Annotated in this window: 15 protein-coding genes; 1 reads left to right on the forward strand and 14 read right to left on the reverse strand. The window is 51.6% G+C overall.

The window, feature by feature from the left end; all coding sequences use genetic code 11:
• Positions 1-412: 412 nt before the first annotated feature.
• The 14 genes from ACKXGA_RS07325 to ACKXGA_RS07390 form a co-directional block, all read right to left on the reverse strand.
• A complete protein-coding gene (locus ACKXGA_RS07325; protein WP_117477462.1) occupies positions 413-1675 on the reverse strand; it encodes a tyrosine-type recombinase/integrase in 1263 nt (420 codons plus the stop codon).
• Between the two features lie 111 nt (positions 1676-1786).
• Positions 1787-1981 carry an excisionase gene (locus ACKXGA_RS07330; RefSeq protein WP_097785632.1) on the reverse strand — a complete coding sequence of 65 codons (195 nt, stop codon included), beginning with the start codon at positions 1979-1981 and terminating at the stop codon, positions 1787-1789.
• Positions 1982-2057: 76 nt separating this feature from the next.
• Positions 2058-2852 (reverse strand): ATP-binding protein, encoded by a 795-nt coding sequence (locus tag ACKXGA_RS07335; protein ID WP_117477463.1) that lies wholly within the window; start codon positions 2850-2852, stop codon positions 2058-2060.
• A 38-nt stretch (positions 2853-2890) separates the two neighbouring features.
• Positions 2891-3613, reverse strand: coding sequence for a replication initiator protein A (locus ACKXGA_RS07340; RefSeq protein ID WP_242990462.1), 723 nt, complete (start codon positions 3611-3613; stop codon positions 2891-2893).
• Positions 3614-4402: 789 nt separating this feature from the next.
• Entirely contained in the window at positions 4403-5422 is a 1020-nt protein-coding gene (locus ACKXGA_RS07345) for a hypothetical protein (protein WP_097839750.1), read from the reverse strand.
• Between the two features lie 641 nt (positions 5423-6063).
• On the reverse strand, positions 6064-6561 hold the full coding sequence (locus tag ACKXGA_RS07350; RefSeq protein ID WP_117477465.1) for a hypothetical protein: 498 nt from the start codon (positions 6559-6561) through the stop codon (positions 6064-6066).
• 48 nt (positions 6562-6609) lie between these two features.
• Positions 6610-7905, reverse strand: a complete 1296-nt coding sequence (locus ACKXGA_RS07355; RefSeq protein WP_242990455.1) for a bifunctional metallophosphatase/5'-nucleotidase — start codon at positions 7903-7905, stop codon at positions 6610-6612.
• Complete coding sequence (locus ACKXGA_RS07360; RefSeq protein WP_242990457.1) at positions 7845-8075, reverse strand: hypothetical protein; 231 nt, start codon at positions 8073-8075, stop codon at positions 7845-7847. Before ACKXGA_RS07360 ends, ACKXGA_RS07355 begins: the two co-directional genes overlap by 61 nt.
• Before the next feature lie 38 nt (positions 8076-8113).
• Positions 8114-8449 (reverse strand): hypothetical protein, encoded by a 336-nt coding sequence (locus ACKXGA_RS07365; protein ID WP_117477466.1) that lies wholly within the window; start codon positions 8447-8449, stop codon positions 8114-8116.
• 9 nt (positions 8450-8458) lie between these two features.
• Positions 8459-9058, reverse strand: a complete 600-nt coding sequence (locus ACKXGA_RS07370) for a hypothetical protein (RefSeq protein ID WP_147322125.1) — start codon at positions 9056-9058, stop codon at positions 8459-8461.
• Positions 9059-9085: 27 nt separating this feature from the next.
• Entirely contained in the window at positions 9086-9268 is a 183-nt protein-coding gene (locus ACKXGA_RS07375; RefSeq protein WP_097839754.1) for a hypothetical protein, read from the reverse strand.
• Positions 9246-10802 carry a hypothetical protein gene (locus tag ACKXGA_RS07380; protein WP_423730370.1) on the reverse strand — a complete coding sequence of 519 codons (1557 nt, stop codon included), beginning with the start codon at positions 10800-10802 and terminating at the stop codon, positions 9246-9248. Before ACKXGA_RS07380 ends, ACKXGA_RS07375 begins: the two co-directional genes overlap by 23 nt.
• Before the next feature lie 15 nt (positions 10803-10817).
• Positions 10818-12296 (reverse strand): type IV secretory system conjugative DNA transfer family protein, encoded by a 1479-nt coding sequence (locus ACKXGA_RS07385; protein ID WP_423730371.1) that lies wholly within the window; start codon positions 12294-12296, stop codon positions 10818-10820.
• Positions 12283-12468 carry a hypothetical protein gene (locus ACKXGA_RS07390; protein ID WP_117477470.1) on the reverse strand — a complete coding sequence of 62 codons (186 nt, stop codon included), beginning with the start codon at positions 12466-12468 and terminating at the stop codon, positions 12283-12285. Before ACKXGA_RS07390 ends, ACKXGA_RS07385 begins: the two co-directional genes overlap by 14 nt.
• A gap of 373 nt (positions 12469-12841) precedes the next feature.
• On the opposite strand from ACKXGA_RS07390, the gene ACKXGA_RS07395 reads away from it, so the two are divergent.
• Complete coding sequence (locus ACKXGA_RS07395; RefSeq protein ID WP_423730372.1) at positions 12842-16201, forward strand: S1 RNA-binding domain-containing protein; 3360 nt, start codon at positions 12842-12844, stop codon at positions 16199-16201.
• Positions 16202-16291 lie beyond the last annotated feature (90 nt).

The following is a 16291-nucleotide window of genomic DNA, read 5'->3' on the forward strand; positions in this document are numbered from 1 at the left end:
AATCGCTGATGGTGAAATGTCCTCTTGGCTGTTTTCTCGTTTACAGTTCTCTGCTGGTAGCCAGAATGTGAGAATCCGTCTGTCCTAGCGGGAATTTTTTTGCATCTCCGTCAGTCCATGCGGAAATCCGTCAAGGATGTCAGCTTTCTGACACTTTCCGTGTCGGAATCCGCGATGTATTTCATTGTCGGAGACACAAAGATTACCACGTAGCTCAGTTGGATTCAGGGCGCATCGTGGGGATGTCATCGACGAGCAGTTATAAGCCTTTATTTCTTGATACTACTCTACACCGCAAGGGTTGATTTTTGCCCTTCCATTTACGTCTCTACACAAGCCTTTATCCGAACTGTATCGTTTGGCGTATGAAATGGCGTAAATGGCGTATGGCGTATTTGGCGTACGCTTTATTTTATTCTTCAGGGTCTTTCCACTGTGCGAACTGACGGTCAAGATTTTCAAATTCGGACTTCCGCAATTCCTTGGTCACATCCGCGTAGATGTTCAAGGTCGTGGAAATATCCGAGTGTCCCAGCGCATCCTGAATCACCTTGATGTTCACGCCCGCTTCGCACATGCGGGTCGTGAAGGTATGCCGCAGGGTGTGGCAGCTGAAACGCGGCAGAAGTACGGTACTATTCGGATTCTTCGTCAGCACTTCATCGTTGCAGTCCCGGATGATGCGCCGGATGGCCTTGTTCAGCGTTCCCTGATGCTGACACTCACCAAAGCGGTTGACAAAGATGAAGTCCGTGTAACCGTCCACCGTTACCGTGCAGCGGATCTCTGCTTCTTCCTGATAGGCACGTTCCTTTTCAAAGGCTTCTTTCACGAAGTCCATCATCGGAACAGTGCGGACACCAGCCTTCGTTTTGGGCGAGTGGCAGTTGAAGTAGCAGCCCTTCTTACCACCGTTGTTCTCACGGTGGTCGTAGTTGACCAGCGTGTGGTTGACGGAAATCGTCCCTTCCTCAAAATCCACATCGCACCAGCGCAGACCAGTGGCTTCTCCTACGCGCAGTCCCGTTCCCAGCATAACCGCGAAAATTGGATACCAATGCTGGTACTTCGGCGTTTTGGAGAGGTAGGACAGCAGAAGATTCTGCTCTGCGACGGTCAATGCCTTACGGCGGTTGGTTTCAAACTGGTGTGCCTTTTTCAGCTCCCGCAAAACATTGTCCGAGGGATTGCTCCGCAGATAGCAGTCATCCACCGCCATGTCCAGCACCTGATGCAGAACCGTGTGTACGCTTTCAATCGTGGAAATCTGCAAACCCCGCTCGTCTGCCAGCGTGTTGTAGAACTGCTTCACATCCGACTTTTTGAGCGCAGACACCTTCGATTTGCCGAAATCCAGCTCCACGAACTGCCGATAAAGGTACAGATAGTTCTGGAAAGTGTTGTCCTTCAGACCACGCTTCACCTTTGCCCACAGGGTGAACACATCATTCAGGGTGACATACCGCGCTTCTGCCTTGATGCCTTCCAGTGAATCCAACTGGATGTCTTTTTCCTTTTCCCGAAGTTCCTCTAAGGTCGCGGCATAAATAGAATGTCGCTTGCCATCCGGAGAAGTCCAACGGAAATCGTACTTGCCATCTTTGCGCTGGGATTCCCCTTTGCGGAGAACCACACGCGCCTTGTCCTTGCGTTTCGTATTCTGATTTGTTGCCATGAGCGTTGCTCCTTTCTACATCGCGGTGCAGAAAAGAGCGTTGTTCTGTGTTCATAGTACCACAGATACGCCATTCTCTGCAAGACGTTTTGAAAAATATCCGGGACATTTTCAAAGCGAGTACATTCGCTCCGTGTATTCATCCAGCTTGCGCCGCTTGATGAGCCGCTTGGAACCCACCCACAGCACGAACTGACAATGCTCCTTATCCGATAATGAACGTAGCTTGTTGATGCCAATGCCGGAGTAAGCCGCAGCTTCCTCCAGCGTTAAATTGCTCTTTTCCCAGATTGGGACATCCTTCATAGGCAGACCTCCATATCCTTATAGCCGGATGCAATATTGCATATCCAGCAGTTCTTTTTCAGGTATCTATCTCGGATTATCCAATCAATGCTTTCAGCCGTTCCAGCTTTTCTTGTGCGTTTTCTCTCCGTAAGCTGACACCAATACAGGAGATGGGCACGCACATCTCCAACAGGCGGTCATAGATGCGGGCGTGAGCAGTATCCTGTGGGTGCCGGATCTCATCCAGTGTCAGATTGGTCGTGACGATCAGAGGCTTTCGGCTGCGGTAGCGACTGTCTACAATGTTGTAGATTTGTTCCAGCGCATACTCTGTGCCGCGCTCCATCCCGAAGTCGTCAATGATGAGAAGCGGATAGCGGCACAGCCGGTCTACGACCTCATTGCGCCCGGAGAAACTATTATTCAATTCGTTCAGGACATGAGCAAAGTTTGTCATGCACACAGGCACTTCCTGCTCCATCAGAGCGTTTGCAATGCACCCGGCAAGGAAACTCTTGCCGGTGCCAACACCGCCCCAGAGCAGCGGCCCAATGTTCTCTGAGTGCATGGTCTGCCACTGCTCCACATAACGGTGTGCATGGTGCATCTGCGGGCTGCGCCCATTGTCGTTTGCAAATATCCAGTTCAGCATCGCAGAATCCGAAAAGCCATCTGCTTTCAGCCGCCGCACAAGGTCGAGGTGCTTCTGCTCCTTAACAGTTGTCTCCTGCCGCTCCCGTTCGGCCTTGTGACAGGCACATTCTACCGGATGCTTGTTCCTTCCCATCAGAACAAGACCTTTGGGAAAGAAGGCTTCTTTGGGCGTTTGGCACTTGCTGCAATAAAGCAGACCGTTGTCTCCGTGATAGTCCGCTGCGTTTCTGGGCATACTTGAAACGGGGTTTTCCAAAATTTTCTCAATCGTCTTTATAGGCTTTCTCCTTCCGCAAAGGTGTAGTCCGGGATGCCCGGTATTGTCTTTTTCTCTGACTTTTGCCGCTTCGCCCAGATACGAAGTGTAGCGGCATGGTCAGTATACTTCTTTCCGGTGGACTGGATATAAGAGGACAACTGCTCGATCAGACTGTCCAACCCTACAAAGTCAGCCTTGAGCCGCTTGTACTCTTTGTCCGTCAGAAAGACATTCTGGTATTCTCCCAATGATAGGCGAGCCGTGTTTGTTCTTATCAGGTGGTTATCATTCAGGTTGTTCTTATTACGTTGGTTAGGTGTGCATTTTTGCGCAATCATGCTGCGCGTTTCTGCACAATCAGACTGCGCACTGGTGCATACTGTGACTGCGCAATTCTGCACAGTATGCGGAACTTTAAGCAGAATATGGCTGGGTTTGGAAAATCCGCTGCGCACCCGCTCGGCAAGTTCCGCTTTTTCCAGTTCAGCAAAAGAGCGTGTCACACTGGAAACGCAGCACCCCAAATCTTTCGCCAGATTGGAAAGCGGATAGACCACATAAATGCAATCCTGTGAATCGGCCCAGTTGTTTTTCTGCGAGAGTGTGGCACGGTCGAGCAGGAGCGTGTAGAGCAGCTTTGACGTGTGGCTCAGGTCAGCGTCGAGAAGAAACCGGGCATAGGGCAGATACTGCGGCAGTGGCATATTGGCTTTCAAGTAGTCTGAAATAATCTTCACCTCCAATTTTTACGTTCTATCATGGTGCTTTAGGGGGCTGAGAATTGTAAGCGCAAGATTCGCCCGTGTCGCCTCAAAACTCACTTTCGTAATTTTGGCCGACGGCGAACTTGCTGGAGATTTCACTCCCCAGTCCCTCGATGAAATCTGAAAATCTGCAATTTTCAGATTTTGGCTCCCCATAAAAATGGTGAGCAGCCGAGATGCAGGGCATCATCGGGGACGTGTGGGACTGCATCCCACACCCTGCACCGAACAACCATTCAACAGAGATTTGCGAATCCCTGCTGTCTGCTTGTCCGGTTTTTTGCTGTCGGTCTCTCCGCAAGCTATTCCTGCCCGATTCACTCCGGCGTTCTGGCTTTCCTTGGTGCGCTCTTGTCCTGGCGGCACTTCACCGGAAAGTTATATTGGCTTGCAGTCGACGATTCTGTTGTCAAGGAACACTGGTTTTCAATCTTAGAATTGGAGAAAGCCCGTTTCGCAAGGTACTTTCAAAATCTTTACAGATTTTTTGCTGTCTCACAAATAGGAATCCGCAAGGGCAGTTTCATATACAATTTTTTGAAATTTTCAAAATTTCATCCACCCACGAGGCGGGAGCATTGTGGCTGCAAGATGAATTTTCATCAAGCCAACCATCAGAAACGGACGGTTCTGTATGAGGGCATGGGGAGCAGAATCCCCATCAAGATGCCCGGTATGAAAAGCCCAAATGGGATTTTGAGTTACTCCGGGCGAATCTTGCCCTGATAAATGTGCAGGCAGTGATCTTCGGAGAAGTCAGCGTTAGCATTGAGATTGATGGTTTCCATCACTGTTCAAGCGGTCTTTTACGGTCTGAAGATACCGGCTGGCGCGGTCGATAAACACCAGCAGTTTCTCATTGTTCTTTGGTTCGGTAAGAATATCGGGGTATTCACGAAAACACATTTCCCACCGCCGCACAAAATCCTCCTGTGCGCCCTGAATCTCACACATCATGGCTTCGCCATCTGCCAAACGGCGAGGCGAATAGATACTCTTGACGACATCCTTGAGATTCTGTTTTTCTTCCTTGTTGAGTCCTTTCTTATGCCCCTGAATGTCTCGCTTGAAGGTCGTTATAAACTCATTGTCCTTTGAAGGCGAAGAATAAGAATCCGTGATACTGGAATTCCGTTCAGCTTTAGGCTTACGCAACTCTGCCACAACTTCGGGACGCTTTTTCTTTGGAATCTTTGCAATCGAGGAAATTTCACGGTCAGTTGCACGAATCTTTCCGCTCAGGATTTCTTCTTGCACACCGGGTACTGCTTCCTCCGCCGCTTCCACACCTTTTGCAAATTGTTCTGCACGGTAAACATAACTTTCAGATGTTCCATTCTCTGCTGCAACTTTTGAACGCGAACCATGCTTTTGGTGGTTTGGTTCATTTTGAACCAGACCACTTTCGGGTGCCAAGGTGTACTGATTGCCGTGAAACGATTTGATTTGCTTTTCCGCTTCTGCCTGCTTTCCAATCAGGAACTTTTTCTGCTCTGGGGTCAGATTACGCCGACCCAGCTGATTCTTGCAGATCCATGCCAGTGCTTCATAACGGTTAGAAAATTTTCTCTCGATGACTTCAAACGGAATAAATGGATATTTTTGAAGGACTTGATAGCGCGTGTGTCCGTCAACAATGTAGCCGTTCCAAGTGATGATCGGATTCAGCACACGCTCTTCCTTGAGGATGTTCATTTCCAGTTGGTGTTTTTCTTCAAATGTTGGAGGATTGATCTGACGCTGGAACTCCGGGTCAATTTTGAGTTGGCTCAGTTTTGTCATAGGCAAATCATCCTTTCTGAAATGAAATAGAATATCATTATTCTTACGCCGTTCTCTCTGCATGGTGTTCCTGCCCCTTTCCAGCGGCGTTTTCCGGCTCACCCTTGCGGGGTCTTCGCCGGGTATTCCATGCAGACGGTCATGCGGTTTTCAAGGTCCATGGAATAAGTATACAGTATCCTTTGGCTACTGAACAGGAAGTATTCGTTCCGGTTTTGAGGCCTTTTTTCGGCTTTTATGGGCAAAAACCGGAAGCTTTAGTTCCGGCTAACCACTGGATCGCTTTTATCATAGCAGAAATCTCGTTGAATTTTCAGGAGGTCGCACCTCCGGTTTAGACACAAAAAACCGGAGGTATCGCCTCCGCTTTTGCGTGCAACTTGCTTTAGCTGCGTGCATTTCGTTTTGCACAAAAATAACCGTCCGCTTCAAGTTAAACTTGAAAACGGACGGTCTGGCTTGCAAAATAATCTTCAAAATTGGAGGGCAGTTTGAGAGGCTTCATAGTACCCGCAAGCAGTGCAGACGTATATACATCTGCTTATTTTGCGTTGCAAAATACTTGTTGGGAACACCCAAACCCGTGAACTGCATCCGTTGGATGCAGGCCGCCTTTCCTGATTCAACACGATTCTTCGCACTCAGAGAGTGGACGATTCCTCCGGGTGTTCCAGTTCATAGGCTTCCTGCGCAGGAGCAGTCAGATCCCACAGGGCACTGTATACTTCCCGATAATGCGGTGGGAACGAATTGGTCCCATACGCCGAGATCGTAGAGCCATCTGTAAATTCAACGTAGAAACCGAAGCTTTCACCATCCAGCACCGCACGGTTGCTGCCTTTGAAACCGTTCCAGCTGCCGACATCGTAGGTCTCAAGAAGTTCTCTGGCCTCTTGCAGGACCGATGCATCTGTAGGATACACAGAATCCGGCTCCTCACCGTCCCAGAGTTCCAGCACGATCTCTGCACCTTGATCGGTACGGCGGATGATCCGGTTGGTGATTGCAGCGCGTGCCATCCCTTGTTGCGAAAAGCTGATCTTCTGTACCTCAGTGATGGGAACTGAAGATGCTTTGGGCGTTCTGGTGCACCCCGGCATCGCAAGTGTTATTCCCAGCAGCGAAGCGAGAAATGCCATTTTCCGCTGCCTCCGTAAGGATCGTTTCATAGGATCCGCCCTTTCCTGTTATGGTGTTACGGTGATCCGGCCATCCAGCCAGTGATCCAGCCACTCGTACTCCTGAAAGTATTCTATAAGCACATCCTGACAGGAGGTTGCAATGGTACGGGGCTTTTGCAGGCGGGCGATTTCCTCCCGAGTGACATCGAAGAAGCTGGTGATGTTTTGGAAGTGGAAATTCTGCATCCCGACGGTGAAAATTCTCTCGTCTGTTACTTCCTCACCCTTGTAGGTCAGCGACTCAAAATCATGGTTGCTGCGGCTGTACCGCAGGCGGAGCGCTGCCGGGATCTGGTAAAACTCAGTGTGGCCCGCGAAAGATTCTTCCCGCAGCATAAAACGCAGCATATGCCGCAGCTGTCTGCCGGTGACCTTGAACAGATACACGCCGTCATCGTAGGGGAACGCCTCGGTCAGGTTTCTGTAGGTCACAACAGGTCCCAGCCTTTCGGCCCGGATGCTGCCGGAACCCAGCAGCATGACATCCACGCCAAGGCTCTGGGTAAAGATATCGGCCAGCAGGTCGCCCAGCTCCGTTTCCTGATTGCGCTCCGGGTGGGTCAGTTCCCGGCGGAACCGCGCCACGATGTGATTATACTTTTCATCTACCTGACAGGAGAATTGTGCAATGACCTGTTCCATCACCGGGTTCCGAGGACAGTTTTTGTCGATGATGGGAACGGACTTCCATGTGTAGGAGTCGATGCAGTTGTTGTCGGTGTCCACTACGATGTCGAACCGGCCAATCTGATCCGTCCCGGTCCCGGTCTGTGTAATTACAATGCCGTTTTCTTCCCATGCCTGTTCCAAAAAGGTGTGGGAATGCCCGCCGATGATGAGGTCCACACCCCAGGCCGGGTCCAGCTGGCTGGCAAGCCGCCGATCCTCTTCAAAGCCGATGTGAGTGAGCAGGACCGTAAAATCAATGTCGATGCTGTTGTGGGCGTTGCAGATCTTGCCCACTTCCACCGCTGCGGCTGCCGTATCTACAAAGGAGCCGATGAGGGATTCGGATTTTGTCTGGTTGATCACGTCTTGTGTGATGATGCCGATGAAAAGGATGTTCATCCCATCTATCTGTAAAATCTTATACGGCGTGAACAGCCGCGTCTGGGTGTGCTTGATGTAGAGGTTGGCGTTGATGATGGGGAATCGCGCCAGCTTTTCGATGAAAAGCAGATGCGCGACACCGTAATCCACCTCATGGTTGCCGATGGTGACGATATCCGGGGCGAGGGCGTTCATGATCTCGATCGTGGAAAGCCCCTTGTATTCCGAATCGATGACCGAGCCGCGGAACATATCGCCTGCAATGGCATAGAGAACATTTTTTCTTCGCTGCGCACCTTTTCCACATAGCCCGAAAGCATCGACACGCCGCCTACCAGTTTGTCATCCAGCTGTTCGGCCAGAAAATCGCCGTGCATATCGTTGGAGTGCAGGATGGTGATCTTTTTTGTGTGTTTCATCATATCATTCCTCCATGGTCCGGGATCCGGCTCAGACTGTCTCAGCTCTCAGGATCCAGAAGCAGCGTTCCGGAAGTCGGGCCGGACAGAAGCGGGTCGCCATCCAGATGGGTCATTTCCAGCCGACCGTCCGACCGGCGCGTGACCTCGAAAATACCTGACAGATCTGCTGCGCCATCGGTTCGGCTGAAAAGGGTAAATTTGATCTGCCGGGGCGTATCCCATGCACCGCCTTCGCCGTCCAGAATCAGCCAGCTGCCGCTGTACTCTGCAATCGGCGCACGGTTGCCCGGGCCATAGCTGTAATAAAGCTCGTTGCCGGACCTTTCAAAAAGCAGGTTCAGGCTGAGTGCCTGCCCGTCTTCGCCCCGGGCCAACGCAGACCATCAACCCTCAAAAGGCTCTTTTTCGTATCTCGTCAGGTCCCATACGCCGCCACCGAGGTTCCACGGGGTGTTCACCGTGCCGTCCTGAAGGGAAAGGCAGGGGTTCCAGTCCAGAACATCTCCCTGCCGGGTCGTGATGACGACTTCGGTGCTGGGGATGATATCACTGACATTGCAGAAAAGCAGGATGGGGTCTGCCTCGTCGCTGCGGTAGAGCACCTGCCCGGTCTCGCCCACAAAGCCGTTGCCCTCATTGCACACCCATTCATTGACGGCCAGCGTGGCACCGTAGGCCGGGACGATGCAGTAAAGTTCGTACCCGCCATCCGGGGCAGAGACATATCGGCTTTCCTGGATCTCTTTCACATAGCCGCACTGGGAGAGATCTGCATTTTCCAGAATTTCCCCGACGCTGCTGCCGCCGCCCAGAAAGACCACGGCACAGGCAAAGTTCTGCTCCAAGGCCATGTTCCGGAGCGTTTCCAGCGTCCAGCCGCCGCTCGCGCCTTTGCGGGCAGCGCCGCCGAGGTCAAAACGAACTCGCTGTATCAGGATACGGAAAGTAACTTCTGAACTGAAATAAGAGCCGGTTTGTGACACTTACATTTCGCAGACCGACAAGATGCTTCAGGCGGACAACATCTGTTCCAATGCAGTGTCAAATTGTATCCACGCATTGATCGAATTCACTTTCTGCGCCTGTCTGGCCGCCTGAAGGCTGAATTTCCACCCGGCAAGCACCAGGCCAAGCAGTGCAATGCTGACGGCTGTAAGGCAAAAATATTTTTTAAACAGTTTCAGGATCTTCATCGTATGGTTCCTCCATGTATTCATCTGTATGTACGCCTTCCATCGAAACAGGGGCATGATACGCACTGTACCGCTGTCGGACCCGTTGCTGAAGTTCGTTTGTGGACGAATCCGGGAGCACCCATTCATCGGGTTCGTGTTCCAGGATGAACCGGATCGTGCGGGAATCAACTGTCGTTGTAAAGACTGTGAATGACTTTTCCGGCAGAGCGTATTCATCGGCAGTACACGAAAGCTCACCTTCTTTGCCTGAAACAAGAACCGGTTCGTCAAATAGATAGTCCGTAGTGCAGGGGGTGCCATCTGGATTGTGGACCTGACAATGCAACTGATCGCCTGCGTCAAGAAGTGTTTCAGCTGGAACGAACGTATCTTCCAGATGCTGGTGTCTGGAAATCTGGATGTTCTCCCATGCACCCCACAGTATGAGGGCAAAGACCGGCAGATCCAGCAGGCTGTTCCTGCCGAGAAAAGGCAGAGTGACCGGCCAGGGAGCGCCAAAACCGTACAACATCCCGCACACGGCACGGTAAGAAAGCATCCCTGCTGCGGTAGCGTATACAGACCATTCTTTATGGACGCGGGCATTCCGGAAGTCAACCAGCTTTACAAGCACCCAGATGAAGCCAACCAGAACCAGAGTCAGACCGATCACGGCAGCCCAGCCGCCATAGTACAGAAGCTGCAGCACGGGTGTGCGATTGTCTGCCAGCCAGTAATGTGCATCAGCGGAAACTTTCAAAAAGTCCGATGTACCAAAGAACGCGGCATGCGTTGCGATTTCACGGACCGCTACTTTCAGTGCCTCCCAGTTACTGGAGAGCATACAGATGGTATCACCCTCCACCGGAAGCTTCAGCTGCAGGGGCAGGCATAGCGTTCGGATAATTGCATACAGCCCAACATGCAGGATGGATTTTTCGGCATATTCGGTTGGTACATATTTCCACACTGCAACAGCCAGTGTGAACGTATTGAGGAGCAGAAGATCGAACTGCCAGATATTCGGCATTGCCTGAAAAAACAGAAGTTCTTCAAGCGTCATGACAAAAAGCGAGGTGAAACCGTTTTGCTGGGCATCCCGACTGAAGTCCTCATGTTTCATCGCCCGCAGAATGGCATCTACCTGGATCGGGAACCAGATGATGACCCAAAAATCGTAGATATATCGTTTGGGGAATGTGAAGCTTCCGAGCGCGACACTGGAATACGAGAAAAAGGAAACGTTGCCTTGGCCCCTAATCTCGCAAAAAAGCAGAGCCATCATGGCAATCGCGCCCCATGCCGCATCCTGCGCACAGTCCGCTGTGCTGTATGTAGACTGCCACACGGCTGGCCGGAACATCACAAGTGTATTTAACAGGGTTGCAAGGCTGATGGCCGGGATAATTTCTATGAGGAACGAAAAATCTCCATAACTGTCGCTGAAACTGTTCTGATGAATGAAAGTGTTCAGCCAGATCAGACCCAGGACCAGTGTGCTGCCGATGACCATCGGCAGGATTTGTTTGCTTGATCGTTTGATTCCTGTCATAAGGATCCTCCTTTTTTATTCTTCAAAAAGCTGTGCCAACAGATCTGGCTCCTCGGCCGAAACGCTGCCAACGAACGATTTTTCTGATGGAACACGGATGAAGATTTCCTGCAAAAACGCAGTGTGCCGGCGGTTTGCATCATCATTTTCCGGATTTGCTTTCTGCCCGGAACGGACTCTCTGCCGAAGTCTGAATTCTTTTGCGACACGTTTCTCGTATTCCCGGAGGACATTCTGATATTCCGCGTTCGCAAACGTATTGTAACGCTGTCCGTAATGCGGTTTGGAACCGTGCCGGAACAGGATCTGGCTGCCAATGGGCATCTCCAGAATATCCTTCAGCGGAACATTGGCGCGGACACTGATATTCTGTGCGGTTGCCAGGTCGTTACTGCCCATGTAGACATAGGTATCACAATTGTTTCTGATCGTAGTTGCCGGGCCATCTCCGTAAAGAGAAGCCAGCTGCGTTTCCGACTGGATGAGAAGGGTGACTGAGATCTGCTTTTCACGCAGGATCGAAATGTACTGGTCAAATAGCGGAACAGGACAGCCGGTAGCGAAATCATCTGCAATCAGGTGGACGGGAACGGGCAGTTTTCCGTCCGGCTGGTTTTCTGCGTAATCGAACAGTTCCTTGAACAGTTGGGCATAGAACAGGCTGATAAAACTGTTAATGCTGGGATTGACGGGGCTGGATGTGATAAAAAGCGCTGTCTTTTCATTGGCCAGCTGCTCAAATCGGAGCCTTTTCCGCATCCGGAGCATCACACGCAGTTCAGGGGTAAAAGTCGAATCTATAATGGAATGCAGCGTGCTGAACACGCAGCCCGCTGTTTTGACAGGCAGATTGCTGAAAGTCCGCCAGTTGGAAGAAGCGTAATTGAGCGGATCTTTTGATTCCAGAAACTTGAACTTTTCGTCCAGATCGGTTGTGACCAGTTCATCATAGCGTGAGGAAATGGAAAGGGAATCGATCGTTTCCAGTACATCCGCAAATGTCGGGTCATCTTTCAGCATCAGTGTCTCGGCAATCAGAGCGTTGAGAAGGGAAGCTGCCGATTCATCCCAATAGGGGTCCGGATTATGGTTTCTTCTTGTTCCGGATATGATGCTCTGGGACAGGAACGAAATATCGGCAAAGCTGTTGATATAGTCCAGCGGATCAAAGCAGACATTTCCACGCGATGGATGGACAAAATCAAGATCCAGAATCTTATACCCCCGGTTTTGCAGCAGCGGGATGAATTTGTTCACGATCCCGCGCTTTGTAACAGAACAGACGATCGAGCGCGAAAAGGATTCCAGAAGGAATGGTTCCACGATCGAAACCGTTTTGCCGGAGCCGCTGCCGCCCACGACAAGGATATTGTTATTCAGTCCGGTTTTCCGGCAGTCTGTACTGAAGATGCAACCATCGCCCAGGATCATGCGGTCGGCTCTGTCCGGGTACTTTGCCGGGATGTTCAAAGATCGGGTCTTACGTTTTGCCATTGCCTTGATCCTCCCGTGCTTTTAAAAGCGTTGCAATCTCCCCGAATGGGATGACCCTGTCGTACAAGCAAGCCTTATCCTGAACAGAGACCGATTGGGGATCTTCCGCCTGTCTGTCTGCCGGAGCGCTTCTGCCGCTCGCCCGGAACATGATGAGGTTGCAGTTGCTCATGGTCGAACTCTCCTTTCCTTTTCCTGAGAACTCCAGGCTGCAGTGCGGTCTGGTCTCTTTTGTCTGGCATAAAGATATCAGATGGTTTTCTTTCACCGGTGCAAAAAAACAGATTTTACCTGAAAGTTGGGAATGAAAGTGGCTCATAGAGAAAAGCCGAACCTTTCCTTGGGCGTGAAAGGTCTGGCTTTTTTCATCCTGATACAAAACAAATAGTGGGTTTTGTGTGCCAAGGGGGAAAATTCAAAGGGAAGATCATCGGGACTGTATGCAGGAAACATTGAGATTTTCCTTGTTACAGTCCGGCAGGTGTGATATGATAAAACCATAAACTCAGGGCGTGAATCTCAAAATGTAAAAAGGAGTTGGATATATGAAAAGTTTTACCGGGTTCAGGCTATCACTTTTCAGCTTTTTGGACCGTCATCCCCTTTATCCTTACCGGGATGACGCAGGAGAGCTGAAAGTTCTTCTGATCGGTTATGGCCAGCGGATCCTGGATGATATCCTGCCGACAGTCGCAACGAACGGGCAGCTTCTCGACACAGCGCTTCATATCACGCTGGCAAGTTCCAACCCGTCGCAGTGCGTGGACACGCTCCTTCAGAAGGTACCCTATCTGCCACATTTTTCGGCAATCTCCTGCATGAACAAGCGGGTCTCTGAAAGTGAGATGGAGGATAACCGGTGCACGCTTTCTTTTGAGAAAGCACAGCTGACAGCAGAGGGAATGCAGCAGCTTGCCGGGGAACACAGCGATTATCGGTATGTCATCATTTCAACCGGAACCGATGAGAAAAATGCCGAGCTTGCACGGGCGTTTGGCAGCTGCGGACGCGATGAGCCGGTGTTGATCGCCTATGTGCAGAGAAAAAAGAAGCCTGGGCTGACGATGCCGTCCACAGAACAGGCCGAGCTGATTCCATTTGGTTTCGATGCCGATGGGGCAGAGTTTTCGGAGGAACTGGAAAAAATCGGCCTTAACCTCCACAGTTCCTACATTCGCTCGGCGGACAGCCGGTATTCCGCCAACAGCGTGCTCCACGATTTTTACCATGATAAGTATACCTATGTGTCCAACATGGAGGCAGCCATCCACATCAAGGCAAAGCTCCTCTGCTGCGGCATTTCCTGCAGCGACCTGAAGCAGGCGGCCAAAGAGTTTTCTGCACGCATCGCAAAGGAGCCGGCTCTCATCGACCGGCTGGCATCGGTGGAACACGACCGCTGGGTATTCAGCAAGATCTTTGCCGGATACCGGCAGCTGCAGGATCAGACCTTGATTTACCGGGACGGCAATACCACCCACAGTTCTGCGCAGAAGTGGCATACCTGCTTGCTGCCGGTAGATCACACCGGAGTTTCCTCTATCACACAGGAGATCTGGCAGGCGGCAGAATCCGGCACGGTATCCGACCCCGGACTCGACCCGCTGGATCAGATGACACTGCTGCTCCATCAGAAATGCAGAGAAAATGCAGAAGCACACACCAGCACGGTGGACAGCCTGCTGAAAACGATCCAGGATCTGCTCGCGGACAATGCAAGCTTTCCCCTTTCTGCATATGAGTCGTTCAAACAGCTGTCTCTTGCAGTGTCTGAACTGCGGATCCACAAAAGAAGCGCGATTTCCCTTTATCGTCGGTCGTGGAAAAAACTGTATGACCAGATCCGGGCCGATGACGGTGTGCACGCTGCGGTGCTGACCTCTATCCTGGATAATTTGCAGGCAGAGATGGGATCGCTCATTGAATACGTTTCCCGGAAGGATTACAAGGAACAGGACCGGATCCTGTGCCGGGGCATTCCTTATGCCCTGACCCATCAGTTCCGTCCGGTGGTTCTTAAACTGCTTTCCTCCAAAACAACGGACAACATTGCATCGATCCAGCAGATGGATCCTGCGGCGGTCACGTTTGTGGGGATTGCCCGTACCGCAATGGAGCTTGCTCAGATCGATACAGTGCTTGCAAACCTGAAACGCTATGTTTCCCATTACCTGCAGGAAACGGAATTTGAATACTCCATCTTTGTACCCAATGAACTGTGCGGCACCGCAGACGAGGAACGCGAGGATCTCGTGTTTGTTCCGCTGCTGGAGCGCAAGGCACTTGTCGATGAAATGAGCATGCTGTTTTCGGCAGCTCCGGCGTACATTGATGTCAGTGGAGCGGATCCGCTCCTGACAGCTGCCGCGATGGAGTATGCGGATACGCAGGGCTGCGGGGTGTTCTACAACTGCGGTGGCACCTTCTTGAATATTTCCCGTGCAGAGGAACTGGAGTACCCGTTCCCGAAGCAGGGCTTTACGGTGGAGCAGATGTTCTCCATCAACGGCGCAGACACCATCGGCGTGGAATCCTCCCGGATCACAGGCCTGGAGAACATTTACCAGCCGCTGTGGGATCTCTTCCTGCAGAACAGTATGTACTGGAACACGCTTCCTGACAAACGGATCGCTCTGCCGGATGACCGGACGTATACCTTTCCCTTTGCCGGAGAAGGCGGGGAAGTCACGATCCGGACACAGCAGGCTGTGGCACAAAAGCTCTTCCCGGTGCTGCAGCAGATGGTGCAGCTCCAGTATATCCGGGATATCTCGTTTGATTCGGTCTATGGTTCGGCACGGACGATCCTTTTTTCAGTCCGGCCCGGCATCACGGATGCTGCGCAGTTCCAGGCGGCGCTGCAGTCCCTCTGCGATGGATTTGATCCGCAGACCATGACCTTCAGCCTGAATTATAACCATAAGACCCTGCAGGTATCCGGCCTCCACTGTACGGTTTCGCTGGCAGATGATAATCCGGCGTACCTCAAGGGGCATAAGACGATCCTGCAGCGGCTCACGGAATTGGGCGGGATCTATGATGTTGTCTACAGTGACCCGAAAACCTGTACGTTCCGGCTTGCCAGCCAGGAAATGCGGCATATCATGGAAAAAGCCGGCAATCTGGCAGAAGCCTATGTGTATTATACCGCTCTGCTGGACTGTGGCTTTGATGATGTGGAAAACGGCCTTTCCTTCCGTCATTCGGTAGGCTCCGAGATCCGGAATGAGATCGATGTTCTCTGCACCAGCGCAGACCGGTCTTTGTTCATCAGCGTAAAAGCCCGCAACGAGGGTGCGTTTGCAGATCCGGATCTGAATTATCTGAACATGGTCGCTTATGAGATCCGCTATGAGGCGGAGCATTTCGGGCTGAACAGCAAGGCGGTTCTGGCAGCTCCTGCGCTGCCGATGTTTATCCTTGCTGCCAATGGGACTTATGTGCTGAGCAACTATGCCATGAAGTGCCGGTCGCGCGGGGTTTATTTGTGCGGCAGGGAGTGCTTCCAGAGCGGGATGCTTGGCCGCACGCTGACTGCTATCATGAACGACGCAGTCGATACCTGGAGCGATTTTCTGCGCCCGACCGCCGCACCTGTGGCGGATTCCATACCGGCTCGGATCATTCCGTTTGAGGACCTTGAGGAAGGGCAGGTCTATTATGGTAAGATCGTCGGCATAATCGCCAAGTCTGCCTTTGTGGAGATCGGCGTCCGCCACAAGGGCACTGTTGTGAACGGAGCACTGTTCATCTCAGATATCGCCGACTGCTATGTGTCCGATATCCACGACTTTGTGCAGGAAGGCGACGTTGTAAAGGTGGTCGTGACGTGCATCGACCCCCAGAAGACGCAGTTCCGGGTCTCCATGAAACAAGTTCCGGAACGGCATGAAATAATAAAATAAGCGCGTTTTCAGCTCAGCTTTCCGGGCATAGCAAAGCCTCCCCGTGCAGGTTTATGATCCTGCACAGGGAGGCTTTTTGTCTGTTGTCTA

This window comes from Faecalibacterium hominis (ex Afrizal et al. 2022), assembly GCF_049545105.1.
Classification (GTDB): domain Bacteria; phylum Bacillota; class Clostridia; order Oscillospirales; family Ruminococcaceae; genus Faecalibacterium; species Faecalibacterium duncaniae.